This is a genomic window from Vibrio fortis, assembly GCF_000695685.1.
Classification (GTDB): Bacteria; Pseudomonadota; Gammaproteobacteria; order Enterobacterales; family Vibrionaceae; genus Vibrio; species Vibrio fortis_A.
On the sequence record NZ_JFFR01000013.1, the window covers coordinates 190127 to 208417 of the forward strand.

Annotated in this window: 15 protein-coding genes; 9 read left to right on the plus strand and 6 right to left on the minus strand. The window is 45.0% G+C overall.

Annotated features, from left to right (window positions below; genetic code table 11):
- The first annotated feature begins 100 nt into the window (after nt 1–100).
- Nucleotides 101–979, plus strand: a complete 879-nt coding sequence (locus VFDL14_RS13400; protein ID WP_032550886.1) for a DMT family transporter — start codon at nt 101–103, stop codon at nt 977–979.
- A complete protein-coding gene (locus VFDL14_RS13395; protein ID WP_032550805.1) occupies nt 966–1490 on the plus strand; it encodes a MerR family transcriptional regulator in 525 nt (174 codons plus the stop codon). Before VFDL14_RS13400 ends, VFDL14_RS13395 begins: the two co-directional genes overlap by 14 nt.
- Before the next feature lie 21 nt (nt 1491–1511).
- On the opposite strand, the gene VFDL14_RS13390 is transcribed toward VFDL14_RS13395, so the two are convergent.
- From VFDL14_RS13390 to VFDL14_RS13380, 3 genes are all read right to left on the minus strand, one after another.
- Entirely contained in the window at nt 1512–2330 is an 819-nt protein-coding gene (locus VFDL14_RS13390; RefSeq protein WP_152549226.1) for a hypothetical protein, read from the minus strand.
- A gap of 121 nt (nt 2331–2451) precedes the next feature.
- Complete coding sequence (locus VFDL14_RS13385) at nt 2452–3456, minus strand: substrate-binding domain-containing protein (protein WP_032550808.1); 1005 nt, start codon at nt 3454–3456, stop codon at nt 2452–2454.
- A 176-nt stretch (nt 3457–3632) separates the two neighbouring features.
- Nucleotides 3633–3821 carry a hypothetical protein gene (locus VFDL14_RS13380; protein ID WP_152549227.1) on the minus strand — a complete coding sequence of 63 codons (189 nt, stop codon included), beginning with the start codon at nt 3819–3821 and terminating at the stop codon, nt 3633–3635.
- Nucleotides 3822–3970: 149 nt separating this feature from the next.
- On the opposite strand from VFDL14_RS13380, the gene VFDL14_RS13375 reads away from it, so the two are divergent.
- The 5 genes from VFDL14_RS13375 to VFDL14_RS13355 all read left to right on the plus strand — a co-directional run bounded on the left by VFDL14_RS13375 (nt 3971) and on the right by VFDL14_RS13355 (nt 7770).
- The gene (locus tag VFDL14_RS13375; RefSeq protein WP_032550810.1) at nt 3971–4837 is read left to right on the plus strand and encodes a helix-turn-helix transcriptional regulator; all 867 of its coding nucleotides are present in this window, start codon (nt 3971–3973) and stop codon (nt 4835–4837) included.
- 187 nt (nt 4838–5024) lie between these two features.
- Entirely contained in the window at nt 5025–5690 is a 666-nt protein-coding gene (locus VFDL14_RS13370; protein WP_032550812.1) for a hypothetical protein, read from the plus strand.
- Nucleotides 5691–5994: 304 nt separating this feature from the next.
- Nucleotides 5995–6537, plus strand: coding sequence for a suppressor of fused domain protein (locus VFDL14_RS13365; RefSeq protein WP_032550813.1), 543 nt, complete (start codon nt 5995–5997; stop codon nt 6535–6537).
- Between the two features lie 75 nt (nt 6538–6612).
- Nucleotides 6613–7086 (plus strand): hypothetical protein, encoded by a 474-nt coding sequence (locus VFDL14_RS13360; RefSeq protein WP_032550814.1) that lies wholly within the window; start codon nt 6613–6615, stop codon nt 7084–7086.
- Nucleotides 7087–7227: 141 nt separating this feature from the next.
- Entirely contained in the window at nt 7228–7770 is a 543-nt protein-coding gene (locus VFDL14_RS13355; RefSeq protein ID WP_032550815.1) for an isochorismatase family protein, read from the plus strand.
- Nucleotides 7771–7884: 114 nt separating this feature from the next.
- On the opposite strand, the gene VFDL14_RS13350 is transcribed toward VFDL14_RS13355, so the two are convergent.
- The 3 genes from VFDL14_RS13350 to VFDL14_RS13340 all read right to left on the minus strand — a co-directional run bounded on the left by VFDL14_RS13350 (nt 7885) and on the right by VFDL14_RS13340 (nt 13267).
- Nucleotides 7885–10977, minus strand: coding sequence for a beta-galactosidase (locus VFDL14_RS13350; RefSeq protein WP_032550816.1), 3093 nt, complete (start codon nt 10975–10977; stop codon nt 7885–7887).
- Between the two features lie 103 nt (nt 10978–11080).
- Nucleotides 11081–11956 carry a MalM family protein gene (locus VFDL14_RS13345; RefSeq protein ID WP_032550817.1) on the minus strand — a complete coding sequence of 292 codons (876 nt, stop codon included), beginning with the start codon at nt 11954–11956 and terminating at the stop codon, nt 11081–11083.
- 69 nt (nt 11957–12025) lie between these two features.
- Complete coding sequence (locus VFDL14_RS13340; protein WP_032550818.1) at nt 12026–13267, minus strand: carbohydrate porin; 1242 nt, start codon at nt 13265–13267, stop codon at nt 12026–12028.
- Nucleotides 13268–14068: 801 nt separating this feature from the next.
- On the opposite strand from VFDL14_RS13340, the gene VFDL14_RS13335 reads away from it, so the two are divergent.
- Nucleotides 14069–16192 (plus strand): alpha-galactosidase, encoded by a 2124-nt coding sequence (locus tag VFDL14_RS13335; protein WP_032550819.1) that lies wholly within the window; start codon nt 14069–14071, stop codon nt 16190–16192.
- 370 nt (nt 16193–16562) lie between these two features.
- On the plus strand, nt 16563–17936 hold the full coding sequence (melB, locus tag VFDL14_RS13330) for a melibiose:sodium transporter MelB (protein WP_032550820.1): 1374 nt from the start codon (nt 16563–16565) through the stop codon (nt 17934–17936).
- Nucleotides 17937–18291: the final 355 nt, after the last annotated feature.

The following is an 18291-nucleotide window of genomic DNA, read 5'->3' on the forward strand; positions in this document are numbered from 1 at the left end:
CCACGCCTTAATTCAATAAGTCGAAGTGGAGTCTATGAAGGTATATCAAAGATTATCGAGCAAACAAGCTGTATTGAGTCAGTGGTTTCAATCGCTGCCAATGACCGCAAAAGGTATCTTTCTTGCTCTTTTTTCAACGGCGCTCTTCACATTAGTTGCGGCGTTGGTTCGCCAATTAAGCGATAGTTATGATGCTTTTCAAATCCTATTCTTCCGACAGCTCGTTTTTGTGCTTCTACTTGTCCCTGCAATGCGCAACAACATGAAAGTACTGTTAAAGCCGAATAAGGTTAGGCTTCACATTCTTCGCATCCTTGGAGCGTTTGCAGCGCTGTATTTGGGGTTTGTCACTGTCAGTAATATCGCTTTCGCAGACGCGACGGCTCTTGGGTTTTTACAAGTCATTTTTGTCGCGCTTATTGCTCGTTTAGCTTTGAAAGAAGAAGTAACGATGCGTCGCTGTCTTACCATCACCTTAGGTTTTACTGGTGTGATGTTGGTGGTACAACCGTCGTTTTTTGGAAATGAGTTCGTTTATGTTGTGACAGGTGTGTCGGCAGCGTTTGGAGCGGCTATTGCTGTCATCTGTGTTCGTGCGGTTGCACAGACTGAACCGAAAATAACGTTATTAGCCTATCAAGCGGTCTGTGTCGGCTTGATTGCACTGATTCCGGCAATTCATCAATGGCAAACGCCGACTATTGAGGATCTACTATGGCTTCTCTCAATCGGTGTGATTTCTTCTATTGCTCAATACGTTGGGATCTCGGCTTACAAATGGGCGGAGGCAAACATTATTGCTAATGTGGAATATGTGAAGATCATTTACTCTGTACTGATAGGGTGGATGCTTTTTTCGGAGCTTCCTAACATGTGGGCTTTCGTGGGCGTGCTAACCATTCTAGCGAGCGCAATCATCCCCATGGTTTGGTCATATTTCGAGTCAAAAAAGGAGTCATACGTTGATGCTGAGTATTAAGCAATTCTGCGAGAGAATGAAGGTATCTCGTTCAACGGTTCTTTACTATGAAAGACAGGGGCTTTTGAAACCCTCATCGAGATCGTCAAGTGGCTATCGCCAATACAATCAAAAGGACGTTGAGCGCTTCTCTGCCATCTTAGCGTATCGTTCTTATGGTATCCCAGTATCGAAAATTGAGTATCTAATGATCGATGCTGAAGGGAAAGAACGAGATATGGCGTTAAGGCAACAGTTCGCCGCACTCGATAGAGAAATACAGAAGCTACGTCAGCAACAGCACTCTATTCTTGCTCTGCTACAAGAGCCTGAGGGCCTAGAGCAAGGGTTAATGACCAAGGAGCGCTGGGTGGAAATCCTCAGGCAGTCGGGAATGGATGACCAAGACATGTATAACTGGCACAAACGATTTGAACAGATGGAGCCGCTTGGTCATTTGAAGTTTCTTCAGTCACTCAACATTGATGAGAGTGAAATCGAGGCGATCAGAACCTGGTCACGCGAGCCTTAAAATAAGACTTCGAATAGTCGTTTACTTCAATAAACGTTTTATCAACAAAGGCTGCAAGTAGATTGGTAGCTGCAGAGCGCCAACAAGAGGCAAGAACAGCGGTCCAAGGTAAGCCCCTGCTATGGTGTAGGTAAGGAGCACATTGCGGTTCCCCGACGTGATAGCGGCAATCATCGCGCCATCGCGATCGGTAAATTTGAATATGAGGTAAGCGGCTACGAAAAAGCTCAAGCACAAAACAAAAGCCAGCATGAAAAGGTGTAACGCGTGCTCTGGGTTTGAATCCCACAATTGACGAAAGTCGCCCATTAATCCGAGCGGGAAAAGAAACACCAGCATTATGTTGTACTTAGCCAGCTCAGCATGCACTTTTTTGATCTTGGAGAGATCGACGAAGGCATGGATCACGAAGGAGAGTGCAATAGGGCCGACGATATAAACGATCAACTTGATTAGGTAGGCCTGCATGTCCAACTCAAAGTGATCGTTGTAAGCCCACCACAGCGTTGCGTAGAGAGCGACAGGCTTCAAGAGCGTGGATGTGATGGTGTATGTCATGGCTGAAAAGTAATCTAAGCCAATTGAGCGTACGATCGCGGGAGTGGCAAACAGTGAGCCAGTAGCCGCAACCCCTAACATGGCTAAGGCGTGGTCCTGATTTAAGCCGAACATCATTATCACAGCGCCGCAGAGCGCGATCATGCCGAAGGTATGTATTACCGCATAGAGCCAGCCTTTCGGGCGAACTAAGGATTTGAGTAGTGCTTTTTGGTCGAGTCCGACCAAGGTGAAGAACATTAAAAAGAACAAGACAAACGGCAATATCTTAAACACATGCATTGAGATGCCAGGAACAAGAAATCCTAGAAAGCAGAATGCGATGAGTAACCATGGGGCTTTGCTTGATATGTAATTGAGCATATTACCGTTTTAAGGGAGGGGAGACCGCCTCCTTAATCCTTTATTTGGCTGTACTAACAGAAGAGCGTTTTACCAGTATTGGCATAAACAGCTTGTGTTCTTTCAGTTGCGTTTGTTCTTTATTTGCGAGCTGCAAAGACAATTTCACTGCTTCGTCTGCCATGACTTGAATTGGGTAACGAATGGTGGTTAAACGCGGGTAGATATAGCGCGCAATATGGCCATCATCGAAACCTATCACTGACATATCTTCAGGGATACGAACCCCGTTTTCTTGAAGTAGTGTCATGCATCCTGCTGCCATTGAATCGTTATAAGTCGCGACTGCTGTGATCGGTGTATTTCTCGCCATCAAATCGACCATGGCTTGTTCACCACCGGTTTCATCAGGTTCACCGTATTGGATGTACTCGTCACGGGGTTCAATACCATTATTACGTAGAGCGTCGAGATAGCCTTCGCGACGGTCACGTGCGTCATCAATGTCGTGACTAGAACACAGGTAGCCAATGTGCTTGTGACCATTACGGATAAGGTGCTCGGTGGCGATGTAAGAACCTTGTCGATTATCCAGAGCAATGCAGCGCGGGGCGATATCGTCAACGACACGGTTGATAACCACCATTCCAGGTATCTCATCTGCAAGTTTGGTGAGCTCTGCATCCGACATACCTTTGCTGTGTACCACTAACGATTCACATCGGCTATTGATCAGTAGGTTGATGGCATTGCGCTCTTTAGTGGCATCATGGTAACCACTGCCCACCAGCAGCTGCTTTTCTTGCTCACTCGCAATGGTATCTATGGCCTTGATCATAGAGCCAAAAAACGGTGCAGACATATCATTGACTAACACACCTATAGCGTTAGAAGACTTACTTACGAGTGCACGCGCATTGGCATTTGGGCGATAGCCCAGCTTTTCCATCGCATTTTTCACAGCAACAATCGCTGCTTCGCTGGTGTGGGGGGCATTGTTGAGCACTCGAGAAGTGGTAGCGATCGATACGCCAGCCTCTCTTGCGACATCTTTTATGGTGGCCATAGGGGACTCAGAACTAGAAATTTTGAGCTATTTAACAATGTGTGGCGAATGAACTCAAACAGTTAAGTAATAATTGTCGTTATACATCATGAATTTGAATGAAAAGCATGCCCATTTGAGCATGCTTGATGATCAACTTAGGTTCTTAACGAGCATCTAGTGAATCGAAGAGTGAACTATCGAACAGTAAGTGATTGCTTACTTCCTTTCTGAAGTAGATCTGCTTTCATCTCATTTAACGACTGGTAGCCGTAGTAGTACCAAAGCTTTTTGTTGGTGAGGCGATAGTTATATAGAACCTCTCGCATCCACTCTCTTCTTGTATCGCTTAATAGTTGGTTTAGTTGCAATCTTAGCTGCTTCATGGTGCCTCCCATGTGTGGTCTCTTTGCGTTTCAGTCTAAGTTCACAACCAAAGGGCCGGTAATCGTATATGTTTATCTTTAAGTACATTTCGATTATTTCTTGCTAAAATTTATACATTTTTGAATCTATAAGTACAAAGTGTTCGGACATGAAAGGCAGTTTAGAACGAGTACCACAAAGAATTGGCGTCTCGTGGCGATATCGTAAGATTGAAGAATCGTCAAAGAGTTATGGCTGGCATCGCCATGAAGAGTACGAGATTGCTATCCATCGTTACTTTTCAGGTAGTTGTTTCGTTGGAAATCACATAAGTGAAGTGTCACACAACCACATGGTTTTGTTGGGTTCCGGCCTTCCTCATGCGATCTATTCAGACTCTGTCGAGGATTCGAAGCCGTGTGAGACTCACGTAATCTGGTTCCGTAAAGAGTGGATTGAGTCTTTAATTCATCTTTGCCCTGAACTCACACCACTGTCAGATCTTCTTAAAGATGCACACCGAGGTGTTCAATTTTCCGAGAAAACCACCGAGCGAGTTGTCGCTTTGCTAGGCAATATTCTCGATTCTTCACCGACACAACAGCTTTCCGACTTGCTGGCAATCTTCGGATTATTACTGGGAGATGATGGTGCAGTTCGGCTGATAAATGCGAGTACTTTGAAGGTGGACACTAATGCTAGCAAGACTCATAAGAACCTAGAAAAAATTGACGAATATCTTCTGTCACACTTCAATCAGAATATCGCGCCAAGTGATCTCGCTGACTATTTGTTCTTGAGTGAAAGCAGCGTGCGTCGGATCTTTGCAAAACACTTCAACGAAAGTTTTAGTCAGCGGCTTAAAAAGATTCGATTAAACGTAGCTTGCGATATGTTGATGAATACAGACCTACCAATTGGCATCATTATCGAAAAAGTTGGCTATGATAACCAAGCTAATTTCAACCGACAGTTCAAAGCCTATAAAAGAACCACACCTACTCAATACCGCCTCGCGATGAAAAGTGTTCGTTAGCGAGAATAAAACATAGACACACATAAGATATACAACCTATCTACAAAATTCCGATGGTAAAGAGTGCCGCTAAATCACAACATTGCAAGAGGTTGTTGTGGTTTGTTAAGTTGCTGATTATGATGGGATAATTTTTATGAAGATTACCTTTTTAGAGAAAGGATTATGAATTGGTGACTACTAGACTATGAGTGACGGAGAACAGGGAAAAATTTATCACAGCCTATTAGGTAAGCTAACACTCGTGTTTTTATGCATCGTAGTGTCAAACTCGGCATATTCAACACAGCTGAATTGCGAATTGATTTCTGAATACGAAGGTATAAATGTAGATACTAGGCAGAGTACAGTTTCAGAGTTCATTTTTGGAGTGGTGCGCAAAGAACAAGAAATGAAACTAATTACAGAGCTTACTAATGAAATCTATCAAGGTCATACAAGCTTTGATGGATACCTGAGTATTAAAGATTGCGTCGGAAACTCTGATAGTCATTTCATTCAACGTAATCGGAATGTAATACTTACTACTCTCCTAGGCCAGGTAACCAGTTTTTCTGATGTTGCGCCAGCGTCTTTAGAAATGGAAAGAAGCTTCGCAGAAACTGTTTTAAAACAAGATGATAATTATGAACAATCTGGCGCAATAGGTGCAGTCAAAAGATTTCAAGATGATCGTGCTGTCGATGCTTTGTTTGAGTTGATTGTTACTACAGAGCGGCAGTCATATGTTCGTATGGCATTGTCATCGATATATTCGATCAGAAGTAATTATGCTCAACAAAAATTAATTAAAGCGAAGGAAGTTAAACCTGAATTTGAGTCAGTAATTGACGAATATATAAACTATTGGTGATAGCAGAAAGAGACTACTACCTATTTGATTAATCTATCCACACAACAATAGTAAACAATGATTAAGCATTATACAGTTAGCAAGCAAACCCTAAAAAATATTGTTTATAATGGATGTTAGGTCGAGCCATATTGGTAATAATAGTTTGTTTAACATTGGTTAATCTGACCTAAAATAAAAACATGAGACTATTTATATTTGGAGTATATAACCACTATATGTCGACTTTTCTCACCGTGAGTTGCTTGTATGGCAAACGAAAGATGATCCCCTTGAGTAACAATTTAACAAAGAGGCTTTTTGAGTGATTAATAGTATTTTCAAGAACTACCTTGAATTGTATGGCGAGCCCACTCGTAAAGCTAAATATAAATCTCCAGATGGAAAAGTGATTCAGATTTTTAAGTGGGACGAAGATCAGACCGATGAGGGGGTAGTGATGTATGCAACGATGGGAGCAAGCATTACTCTTGGAGATAAAGAAGAGAGCTGCGAGTTCTTTATCGGGTTAACGCCGGATGCGGATGATATAGCCGATGCGTTAGCTGAAGTTGCGTTATATGGGAATGGCACTACCCATGTACCAAATAGTGGAGATACGGTTACGTTATCTTATGACCTCTGGCATGGTACCAAGGCAAGATCTTTTATGTTTACAGATGGGGATGAGATAGTTCCGTCAACAAAGGATGAGCATGGTAGACAGATTTGGTTTATTCAACTGGTGCCCTTATTTGAAGAAGAATTAAGTTATAAAAAAGAGTATGGAGAAGATGCTCTCTGGGGTGCGTTTGAAAATGCTGAAGTGCCTTATTGGAGCTCGTCGAGATCGAGTTTATTTAAGTAAGTTTCAAATTAGGATATAGAACTATCAAACTTCGACATACGTTGCAATTATTAAAGAGTAATTTGATTAGAAACTATGATTAAAAAAATTCAGGCTACTGCTTCAACATGGCTCTTTTTATTGGTGTTGTTCATTCCATTTGAAACCCATGCCGGTGGAAATTATGTTGTAGATGTTCTAGTCCCCGTAAAGAAAGAGCCCGGCAATTCAAGAGGGAGCGCTGGTATCACAACAATTTTTGTATTAAAAAGTAATGATAAGATCCAATTGCGTGTAAAGGGTTTTCATCGTCAATACGATAATTTTTTACCTGGAGGAGTATTTTACGACAAGAAAATGCTTGTTAAGTATGCCCCTTTAAATAGAGGCAGTGATATATATATAGTCAATGAGATTGAATATAATGGGAAGATCATTTATGACGGATCCCGAAGTTTAAATATATTTGATTATGCAATTATTATTCTATGTGCTCTTCCTATGATTGTTAACAAAATTTGTCTTAGAATGGGTATAGATATCAAAAAGTTGTTGAAGTCATCAGGTTGAAAAATATCTCTGTGGCCATAACATGATTAAGTGCGCAAGCAAAACCTTGAGGAGCTGCTCAACTATCAAGTCAGCCTTTTGATACATTGTTATTACTTTTTTGATTAAGATTAGATGGGCAAACGCTCGCAGGAAGTGAAAATGCTATCGAAAAACAACACAGGGTTGATTGTAGTTGATGTGCAAGGAAAGCTTGCGAGCTTGATGCATGAAAGCGACGCCAACATTGAAAATACGACTAGGTTAGTTAAAGGTGCCAAAGTGCTAAACTTACCCATTGTTTGGTTAGAGCAAAATCCAGATCGTTTAGGTCCAACCGTTGAACCGATTCGTGAAGTGCTAGCAAAAGATCACTTAGCCATCGCTAAATACACCTTTGATGGTTGTAAAGAAGCGACGTTTAAACTCGCGGTAGAAAACACCAAAGTCGATACATGGCTAATCTGTGGTATTGAGGCTCATATCTGTGTTTATCAAACTGCGTTATCTCTGCGAAAAATGGGGTATCGAGTAGAGCTTGTTACAGACTGTACCGCTTCAAGAACGGCAGCAAACAAAGCGCTGGCGCTTGCCAAGCTCACTGCGAATGGGGTGGGGCTGACGGGCGTTGAAATGTGCTTGTATGAAATGGTTGAAGATTGCCGCGCTCCAGAGTTCAAAGAGATCTTATCCCTCATCAAATAGTGCCTATGCTGCGACGGCGCTTTTTCTGTTTTCTCTTTTATAAGATGATAAAAAATCCCCAAGCCGGAACTTGGGGATTGAGCTACATTGGCGTGTGTTTATGTCATCTATCGATTACTGAGCGGGTTTAAACGTCACTTTGTAAGCGTATTGATTGTCCGTTAACTGGAATTCCTTGTGCACACTTGGGCTCCAAGAGTCATCACCGCCTACGCCCATGTGTTTATGATCTAAGCGAACGTAAATCTTCTCGTCTGCAACCAAATCATTGGTGTGTTTCGTTGCTGCTAAGTGCTGCTGAGCGTACTGACTCACACTGAACTGGAAGTCTCCCGAGATTTCTAACTCATTCACCTTCAACCATTGCGTACCACAGCGCAGACCGCTGTCGGTTGGGAAAATGTACGGCGTGTGCATTTGCTCGAGTGTTTGTGTGTGCTGGCCGAAGCGCGCCGCTGCCAAACGGTCAGGGTAGTTTTCAAATGGCCCTAAGCCTTGCCATGTGATCGGCGCGTTTTGCTCGTTCAATGGCAGTTCAAATTCCAAACCGATGCGTGGCATTGGTGGTAAATCATCAGCCAATTTCACGTCGACAGATAATGCCATTTCACCGTTATTGCTCAATGTGTGTGTCCAAGTCGTGATCGCCAGAACTTCACCATTAAAGTGGTAAGCGAACGTCGAGGTCACTTTCACAGCGTGCGTTAGGGTTTCACTATGGCAAGCGACGCATTGGCGTTCCCATTGGCCGATACCCGCCATGTCCCAACGGCACATCCAAGCGTTTGGATCGACGTTATCGATTTCACTCACACCGATGTCGTTGTCTAGTGGTGCACGGAAGAAGTTATCTTGTGGTGCTGCAAGCATTTGTGCTTTGCCATCGACACGCCAGTCGGTCATCAAGCCTGTTTGGCTATCCCAACGCCATTGATGTTTTTCATCCAAGCTAGACACCAAAATAGCGTTGTCTTGCTGCGTTAGCATTGGTGCCGGTTGCGTTTCCAATGTAGTTAGAACAAGGCCTGCTGTATTGCGTAGCGCCATTTGCTCAGAAGCGACTAGGTGCCCTGCGTCTGCCCAAGGCGTTGCAGCAATCAGGGTAATGTCGGTATTTAAGTGATATTGCGCTTCCGCTTTTGGCGTGAAATGAAGGGCAATCTCAATACTTGCTTGGCTGTCCGCTTCTACGTTAAGCGCGAATGAGCCCGTTTGGATAACTTTGCCATCTTCTAACAGAGACCAGTTCAATTGTTCATTATCGGTTGCGCGGAACAAGTTCTCGTTAGTTACCAAGAGTGTGCAAGCTTCTTTGGTTTGCTCTCGCAGTGACACAGTGATCATGCGTTGACAGTATTTTGCTTCTTCCAACGTTGGATGAACCGTGCGATCTGGGAAGATCAAACCATTGATGCAGAACTGACGGTCATTGATTTCATCACCATAGTCGCCGCCGTAAGCCCAGAAGTGTTGGCCGCTTTCATCCCATTTGCTCAAGCCTTGATCGACCCAATCCCAAATAAAGCCACCTTGCAGGCGAGGGTAATCGCGGAACGCATCCCAGTAATCATTAAAGCTGCCTAGACTGTTGCCCATCGCGTGTGCGTATTCACACAAAATCAAAGGACGAGTTTCGTTAGGTAGCGACACCCATTTCTTGATTGCCCATTTAGGCACGGCTTCGTCTTCGATGACCGTATTCACACGTGCGTACATTGGCGCAATGATGTCGGTTGCCGTGGTGTTTGAACCGCCGCCTTCGTACTGCACTGGGCGAGAAGGGTCGTAGTTTTTTGACCAAGCGTACATCGCATTGTGGTTGCTGCCGTGACCGGATTCGTTACCTAAAGACCAGATGATGATCGAAGGGTGGTTCTTATCGCGCATCACCATTTGGGTGTAGCGGCTCATGTAAGCGTGCGCCCATTGTGGATCGCTCGATAGTCGGTTCATTGGTTGCATGCCATGCGTTTCGATGTTCGCCTCATCGCACACGTACAAGCCGTATTGGTCACACAGTTCGTACCAACGAGGGTGGTTCGGGTAGTGCGCTGTACGTACCGCGTTGAAGTTGTATTGTTTCATCAAGCAGATATCACGGATCATGTCTTCTTCCGTCATCACATGACCAAGCTCTGGATGATGTTCGTGACGGTTCACGCCGCGGATCAACAACGGCTTACCGTTTAGCTTCAATTGGCCATCGGTGATTTCGACTTTACGAAAGCCCACAGGGTACGCTTCACTTTCTAGGTGCGTTCCGTTTTCATCCAATAGTGAAACGACTAAGCGGTAAAGGTTCGGTGTTTCTGCCGTCCATTTCTTTGGCTCGCGTACTTGCAATGTTTGGAATACCACGTCATCCCATGTACCACGCTCATCAATGCGACGGTTGTGTGGGCGGTCAATACGAGGCTCTGTTACGGCTTGCTCGCCATCAAACAGCTGCACTTGAACTTGGTAGGTGTCCGGCGCAGAAATCGACGTCACAACCGACAGTGAACCATCGCGGTAACACGCGTCTAAATCCGGTGTGATGAACACATCTTCAATGCAGTGTTGTGGTTTAGACAGCAAAGTCACGTCGCGGAAGATACCACTTAGCCACCACATATCTTGGTCTTCTAGGTAGCTGCCATCACTCCAACGAATCACCATGACGGCTAAGCTGTTGTCACCCGCCACAAGGTAAGGCGTTAGGTCGAATTCAGAAGGCAGGCGGCTGTCTTGACTGTAGCCAACCCAAGTACCGTTACACCAAAGGTGGAAAGCCGAGTTCACGCCATCAAAGATAATGCGCTGTGTATTGATTAAGTCTGTCTCAGAAAGTGACACGGTAGTGCGGTAGCAACCCGTTGGGTTATCACTCGGTACAAGCGGTGGGTTTACTTCGAATGGGTATTTCACGTTGGCGTAGATAGGTTTGTCGTAACCTTGCATTTGCCAGTTTGAAGGGACAGCAATCTCGTCCCAGTCCTTGTCATTAAATTGTGACTCGATGAACTCGCCGTCAACTTGTTCTGGCGCATCAAACAGTTTGAATTTCCATTGTCCGTTCAGTGATTGACGCTGGGCATTAACATTGTCACGAGCATCTTCTTCATCACGAAAGCTTGCAAGTGGGCTGTGCGCCTTAAGGTTATTGATATTGACCGATTGTGGGTTTTCCCAATCACGTCTTTGAATAATATCTGAGAATGCTGTCATGATGTTCCTACTTAAATTTCTTTGTTATTAATCTGTTTTCGCAATCATTTCGCAGCGCAATAAAGTGAATGGCGTTGCGAATGAGCCGGAGAGCGACGAATCGTTATTTCGCTAGCTGCTCTACGAGATAATCTTTGGCTTGGGTATAGCCTTGTTGTGATGCTTGGTTGGCTAGCGCAGCGGCTTGCTGTACATCGTTGTTTTCGAGTGCTGTATCGATTTGAGATTGAAACACTTCCCACTCATCCAGCGCTTCTGGAGAGGTGGATGGTGTCATTTGAGAATTCTGTTCCTGCTTAGTTTGTGTGCCTAGTTCAGTCAGTAGTGTGAGTACGGCACTGTTGCTTGACGCGCTGGTGGTCACCTCAATGACACCAAATGCTTGGTAATCCGCGACGAGAGGAAGCTGTTTACTGCCGATAATGTTCTGAGATTCCGCATACACCTGTTCTGGGTGTTGTCGTGCGAGTTTTTGTCCAAGCATTGAGAAGTCAGAAGCGAGAACTATGTATTGAGCACCGTTGAGCTGTGGGTTGATCGTGATTACCTTCTCGATGCGTTCTAAACCGCGCATACCAGTTGGGTGGTACTCGAAATCCTGTGCCGAGTAACGAGCTACAAGCTGCCAGTTTTCGTCATAAACTAAGACGCTCGCGGCAAATAAGGCTTGGTTATCGACATAAGAGCGTACAAGCAGGGCAAATGGAGCATCTGACGTTATTTCATAGCCGACAACGGGAAGCGCTTGGTGTGAAGCTGAACTTGATGAAAGTAGTACCGCGTCACTCAAGATAGGCAGTTCAGCGTCCACAACAACTTGCTGGTGGAATGGTGTAGACAGCGTTGTGAGTGGCAGCGCTTCTAGGTTTGAGCAGCACGTTTGTTTATCCAAATCTGTATTAAAAGCCTGCTCAGGTAATCCACTGCATGCGCTCAAAGACAATGCCATAAAAAGAGTGGCTAGCGGTTTTAGTTTCATCTGCGTATGTCCTATGAGGGGTGAACGCTTTGCTCACCCCGTGGGTCTAAAAATAGTAACCGGGTAGGATTACCACCACGTTTCGACGTTAAAGCCGAAAGTGATCTCGTCGATATTTTGCTTGGCGATGCTTTGTGCCTGGCCATAGACATCACCCCCGCGTCCCCACTCATCAGTTTTCTCTGAGTAAGTCGCGAATAAACGAAGTGATGGACGAGCCCAAACACCTTTGCCCGCTTGGAATATTTGTGACACTGTCACTTTGTACATGTCGTTGGTACCTGCACCGTTCTGAGCTTCTACGGACTCATAACCCACTTCTAGCGCTGTTGCCATGTAATCCGTCCAGCTGTACTGAGGGCGAGCGCCCACGCTGAACCACTTCTCACCTTCATCGTTGTCGAGGTTTTTATCTTGGTAGGCGATGGAGTACATCACCTGGAAGTCTTCACTCACGTTTAGATCACCTGAGTTGAAAATACGCCAGCTATAACCATCGTGCTCGACGCCAGTGCTGTACTTACGGTTTGAGCCGCCTTCAGCACTCATCAAACCGCCCGCTAACGCATCGGTACCGTATTGGAAAGCGAATGTGTTTGAGCCGTAATCCCAAGCTTGGCGGTAGAGTGTCGATAACATGGCGCCAGAAGTGGTGATGTCACTCTCGTCGTAGCTAGAGTTTTGGGTGAAGACGTAGTTCAGACCAACGGTCAGATCAGCGCTTTCACTGAGCGTGATGTCGCTAAGACGCGCATCAAGGTTGTGCAGGCTGCGACCGTCTTTACTTGAGTTTGGTGCCATCCATGCGATGTGGCCTTTAGCAAAACCAAAGTCCCAATCCTCTAGACCAATACCTGTGCTAGAGGTATCCCAGTATTTAATATCGATCATGTGGACTTCGTGACGACGGTAGAAGCGTTCACCTGCCCATACTTTTGCGTCGGCTTGTCCGTCAATGAGACCGTGACCTGCAGACCACATTTGGATCAAGCTAACGTCGCCCCAACTTTCGCCACTGCCTAGGTAAAGTGTGGTATCAAAGTACGCGTCACCTTGTTGCCAAACGTCGGCTTTGAGGCCTGCTTCCCACCAGTTCAGTTCGTTACCTAAACGGTAGTTACCGTAACCTTGGCTCGCTCGAATTACATCGTTGCGCTCGCCTTTGCCTGAGTTATGTTCGTCGTTATCGGTGTAAATGTTGCCCCACTTGGCATAACCGAAGTAACTGATGTTCTCCACTGCGGCCATACCAGCAAGCGGTGCAAGGGCGAGGGTTAGCCCTAGCGCTCTTACAAGCGTCTTTTGTTTCATGAAGTGTCTCCATTGTATTTTTATTTATGGATTATTTTTTATTGAGTCCTAACTCGCTGCGCAGTGTAAATAAACTTTGGAAACGTTTTCATTATGAGGTTGGCATTTTTTGTCGATGACTGGCTTTTTGGATGTTTAATGTGATTTTTATCCCGTTTTATCTTGGTTTTTGGTGTTTTTTAGGGATTTGTTGTGGTGTTTTTGTGAAATCGTTTTCTTTGGGTGGTGGGGAATTCTTTTGAAAGTAATGAAGTGGTAGAGTGCTAACGTATTGAAATATATGGTTTTTGGGTTGGAGGGGGGAAGGTAGCCCAACTGAAATCAATTGGGCATGTGAGACAAAGAAGTCAAATGTAGTCATATGAACCAAGGCTGAACGCCTTACTCTGAGTACACCGTCAATTTGGGGTATTAAGTTAGGACCCAATAGAGACACTTCATCGCGTTCTCGAAGGCTTCAGAATACGAGGGCTACTCGATGACTGCAAGAGTAGCGCGTGTTAAATGGGTGTTTAGTCGCCTAAATGATAGGGTGTTGTTTTTAAGTTATTGATAATAATTGATTTTAAATGATAGCTAAATAGTCGTTTATATCGAAAATATTGCTATCTTTGTGGAAAAAAAGCGGGTGATTTTTCCAATGAATAGCCACGTAATATAAGAAGGGGCTTTTTCTATGCTACTCGCTTATGAGTTGAATTATATTTAGTGGAAACGTTTCCATCATTAGGAGTTCGTCACAGATTATTTCTAAGATTTCATTATGATGCGACGTAATTTCCAGTTTCAAGGTAAAACAAGATGACGGATAAAACACTGGTTGAGCTAACAGGTAAGCAAACGCAGCTGATCGTAGAGCTAGGCGATTATGCCGAGATCCTGCATTGGGGTAAGAAGGTAAGCGGTGATTACAAAGAGTATCGCAGGGCTTTGCATCGCCCAGTGCCGTACGGGCGTTTAGATAATGATGTTTCGATGACTTTGAACCCAGAGCTTGGTCGTGGTTTATTTAGCAGCCCTGGCGTTGAAGGACATCGCAATGGTCAAGATTGGGCTCCGGTATTTGTTGTCCGTCATGTTGAAGAAAACCAGAATGGCATCGTGGTTGAGAGTGAAGATGCCATTGCTGGTTTGCAGTTAAAAACGGAACTGTTGTTAGACGCCAATGACGTGGTCAAAACGCGTCATACGCTAACGAATACCAAAGAGGGGGTGTATCAGATCAACCGCCTTGCGAACACCTTACCTTTGCCTGCACGAGCGAATGAGCTAATGACTTACTACGGTCGTTGGGTCCATGAATTCCAAACGGTTCGTCAGCCATTGCTGCAAGGTGGATATCAACAAGAGAACCGCCGTGGTCGCACTTCGCATGAGCATTATCCCGCTTTGGTTGCTGGTACCGCACACTTTGATGAGATGAGTGGTGACGTATGGGGCTTTCATTTTGCGTGGAGCGGTAACCACAGGCTGCGTGTTGATGTTAAGGCCGATGGTCGTCGATACATGCAGGCAGAGGTGATCTATCTGCCGGGTGAAGTCGCGTTGGAAAAGGGTGAAAGCTTGACCACACCTTGGTTGTACGCGAGCCACAGCAACTCAGGTTTGAATACCATGAGTCACCATTTTCACTCCCATGTACGCGAGACTATTTTACCAAGAGATTTCAACGACAAGCCTCGCCCAATCCACCTCAACACGTGGGAAGGCATCTACTTCGACCACGATCCAGAATACATTATGTCAATGGCTACTCAGTCGGCAGAGATGGGAGTTGAACGTTTTATCATTGATGATGGCTGGTTCAAAGGGCGCAACGGTGACAAAGCAGGGCTAGGGGACTGGTTTCTGTGTGAAGCTAAGTACCCAAATGGCCTACACCCGATTGTGGAACACGTAAACAAATTGGGCATGGAATTTGGCTTGTGGTTTGAGCCAGAGATGATCAACAAAGATTCAGATCTGTATCGCACTCATCCCGATTGGCTGCTGGCTGTCGATGGCTACGAGCAACCAACGGGTCGCAACCAATACGTCATCAACCTACAAAATGATGATGCGTTTAACTTCTTGCTTGAGCGACTGGACCATTTCCTTTCGACCTACAATATTGCTTACATCAAATGGGATATGAACCGCGAAGTCGTTCAGCCTGCGCATATAGGTCAGGCTGCAGCGCACAATCAAACCCAGCGCTACTATCAGTTAGTCGATAAAGTTCGCGAAAAGCACCCGAAAGTAGAGATTGAGTCTTGTGCGGCGGGCGGTGGTCGAATCGATTTTGAGGTACTGAAACGTACTCATCGATTCTGGGCTTCAGATAATAATGACGCGCTTGAACGTCAATCTATTCAACGTGGTATGAGCTACTTTTTCCCACCTGAAGTGATGGGCAGTCATATTGGTGCGAGTCATTGCCACAGTACTCGCCGTCGCCATAGTATCGAGTTCCGCGGGCTTACCGCACTGTTCGGTCATATGGGTATTGAGCTTGACCCAGTGAAAGAAGAGCAAGCGGAGAAAGAGGGCTTTGAGCATTACATCAAGCTACACAAAATGCTTCGTCCATTGCTGCACAGCGGCAGCACTTGGCGTATCCCAACTGACGATAAAGCGCATCAAATTCATGCGGTTGTTTCTAACGATCAGTCGGAAGCTGTCGTGATGATTGCACAGCTTGCGATGCCAACCAATTCATTGAGTGGCCATTTGCGTGTACCTGGGTTGGATCCACAAGCGATATACCGAGTCACGGTATTGGATAAACCATCTAATTATGACGATATCGTGAACTATCAGCCACCCTGGACTCAATCGGGCTGCGAATTATCAGGTGATTGGTGCGCAGAGGTTGGTCTCACGATGCCAATTTTGGATGCCGAGAGTGCTATGTTAATCAAGCTTCAGCGTATCGACATAGCATAGAACCACAGCTTTTCACCTCAACGAAAAATAGGTCCCTACACCAGGGAATAAAATGCCGCACAAGTTTGAAATTTGTGTGGCTTTTTGCGTTTCATCGTAATACCTTATTGATAATTGTTATTATTATCATTTAATTTAAGTTGTTAATTTAAAAGGAGAAAGTTATTTTTATTTCGTAGTGGTGTGTAACCTTTCGTGCTCAATGTCTCATTTCTGTAACTTTGCTGGAAACGTTTCCATAAGGCGGTTTTTGATCACAGTAAGGTGGCTAGTGTGTGAGTAGCATTACCCTCGAAATATAAATAAAAGACGTCGACGCTCTCCATTCTAGTTAGGGGAATGAACAGCAGTACGACACTAAGGAACGAAAATGTCTGATAAAATTACGCTACAAACCAAGCTGTCCTACGGCCTCGGAGCACTCGGTAAAGATTTCGCCTGTGCACCCATCTATATCTTCTTAATGTTTTACTTTACGGATGTTGCAGGCCTCTCTGCTGCCTTCGTAGGTACCATCTTTTTAGCTGCGCGTATCATTGATGCGGTGACCGATCCAATGATGGGCGTCATCGTTGACAACACTCGCTCAAAGTTCGGTAAATTCCGCCCTTGGATTGTGATTGGCACAATGCTCAACGCGATTGTGTTGGTCGGTCTTTTCAGCACGCACATGTTTGAAGGCACGACTTTGTACATCTACGCAGCAGCGGCGTACATCCTATGGGGTCTTACCTACACCATTATGGACATCCCTTACTGGTCAATGATTCCGGCACTGTCTAGTGAGCGTCAAGAGCGTGAAAAGCTGGTTGTGTGGCCACGTCTGTTTGCAAGCCTTGCATGGTTTATTACGGGTACTTACGGCCTGCACATTGTGGGTGAACTTGGTAACGGTAACCAAGGTGACGGCTTCTTCAATGTTGCTATGTTGATCGCGGTTCTGTTCGTGATGAGCGCATTCTTGATTGCTCGTAACGTGAAAGAAAAAGCGGCACCAGAAAACGCAAAACCAGCAGAGAAATTCAGCTTTAAAGATGTGCTTACTATCATCGGTAAGAACGATCAGCTTAAAGCACTGATTGGTACTGTTCTGTCGTTCCAAATTGCTAACTTACTTGTTGGTGGCTTCGCAATTTATTACTTCTCTTATGCACTTGGCAACGCAGAACTATTCCCGGTTTACATGGCGGTTGCGGGCGCAGCAGAGGTAGCGGGTGTATTCTTGTTCCCACGTATTGCGGCATTCCTACCGCGTAAGCTTCTATGGCCTATCGCTTGTGGCTTCCCAGTTCTATCTTGTGTACTTCTACTATTGATGGGCTTCATCGCTCCAGCTAACGCGCTAATGATTGGTATGGCAGGCGCTGCAATCAAGTTTGGTGTCGGTATTGCGAATGCACTGCAAACAGTCATGCTTGCAGACGTAGTGGACTATGGTGAACACAAAACTGGCCGCCGCAGCGAGAGCGTTATCTTCTCTGTACAAACAATGCTTGTGAAATTCGCAGGTGCTGCGGGTGGCTTCATTGTTGGTGTGGGTCTATCTGTTGTGGGTTATGTGCCAAACGTAGAACAATCAGCAAGCACCATTATGGGACTAGAATTCATGATGATCGGCCTACCGGCAATCATGATGACCATCAGTGGCCTTATCTACCAACGCTACTACCGCCTACACGAAGGCTTCAATAAAGATGAAGCAGAGCCAGTAGAGCAGGGCGAACGAGTGACAGCAGAAGCATAGTCTCTCTAATCTATTAACTTGTAGAGGTGATAAACCTCAAATCACAGAAACCAGCCTATAGTGATGTAGGCTGGTTTTTTATTCGGACATCTAAGAGAATACCCTTATTAGAAATGTTGATTATGTAATTTTATTTCACATTTATCGAATTGATTATAAGGATAATTCGAACTAATCTTTACTCGCGCTAACTTGGTTACATTTGCTTTCTTTTGCTCACTTATTGAGACTATTCGCGATATTTTGAGACAATTTTCTACACTCCTTCCTTTTCCTTAGTTGATATAAATCATGGCTGGAAGAAATCAGAACCACCTGCATTTCTCGATACATGATCCAAACTGCCTGATTTTTC

Bases quoted from the DNA above. Each gene is read 5' to 3' on its own strand.
- VFDL14_RS13400 (WP_032550886.1), top strand. From the start codon at position 101: ATGACCGCAAAAGGTATCTTTCTTGCTCTTTTTTCAACGGCGCTCTTC.
- VFDL14_RS13395 (WP_032550805.1), top strand. From the start codon at position 966: ATGCTGAGTATTAAGCAATTCTGCGAGAGAATGAAGGTATCTCGTTCA.
- VFDL14_RS13390 (WP_152549226.1), bottom strand. From the start codon at position 2,330: ATGCATGTGTTTAAGATATTGCCGTTTGTCTTGTTCTTTTTAATGTTC.
- VFDL14_RS13385 (WP_032550808.1), bottom strand. From the start codon at position 3,456: ATGGCCACCATAAAAGATGTCGCAAGAGAGGCTGGCGTATCGATCGCT.
- VFDL14_RS13380 (WP_152549227.1), bottom strand. From the start codon at position 3,821: ATGAAGCAGCTAAGATTGCAACTAAACCAACTATTAAGCGATACAAGA.
- VFDL14_RS13375 (WP_032550810.1), top strand. From the start codon at position 3,971: ATGAAAGGCAGTTTAGAACGAGTACCACAAAGAATTGGCGTCTCGTGG.
- VFDL14_RS13370 (WP_032550812.1), top strand. From the start codon at position 5,025: ATGAGTGACGGAGAACAGGGAAAAATTTATCACAGCCTATTAGGTAAG.
- VFDL14_RS13360 (WP_032550814.1), top strand. From the start codon at position 6,613: ATGATTAAAAAAATTCAGGCTACTGCTTCAACATGGCTCTTTTTATTG.
- VFDL14_RS13355 (WP_032550815.1), top strand. From the start codon at position 7,228: ATGCTATCGAAAAACAACACAGGGTTGATTGTAGTTGATGTGCAAGGA.
- VFDL14_RS13350 (WP_032550816.1), bottom strand. From the start codon at position 10,977: ATGACAGCATTCTCAGATATTATTCAAAGACGTGATTGGGAAAACCCA.
- VFDL14_RS13345 (WP_032550817.1), bottom strand. From the start codon at position 11,956: ATGAAACTAAAACCGCTAGCCACTCTTTTTATGGCATTGTCTTTGAGC.
- VFDL14_RS13340 (WP_032550818.1), bottom strand. From the start codon at position 13,267: ATGAAACAAAAGACGCTTGTAAGAGCGCTAGGGCTAACCCTCGCCCTT.
- VFDL14_RS13335 (WP_032550819.1), top strand. From the start codon at position 14,069: ATGACGGATAAAACACTGGTTGAGCTAACAGGTAAGCAAACGCAGCTG.
- melB (WP_032550820.1), top strand. From the start codon at position 16,563: ATGTCTGATAAAATTACGCTACAAACCAAGCTGTCCTACGGCCTCGGA.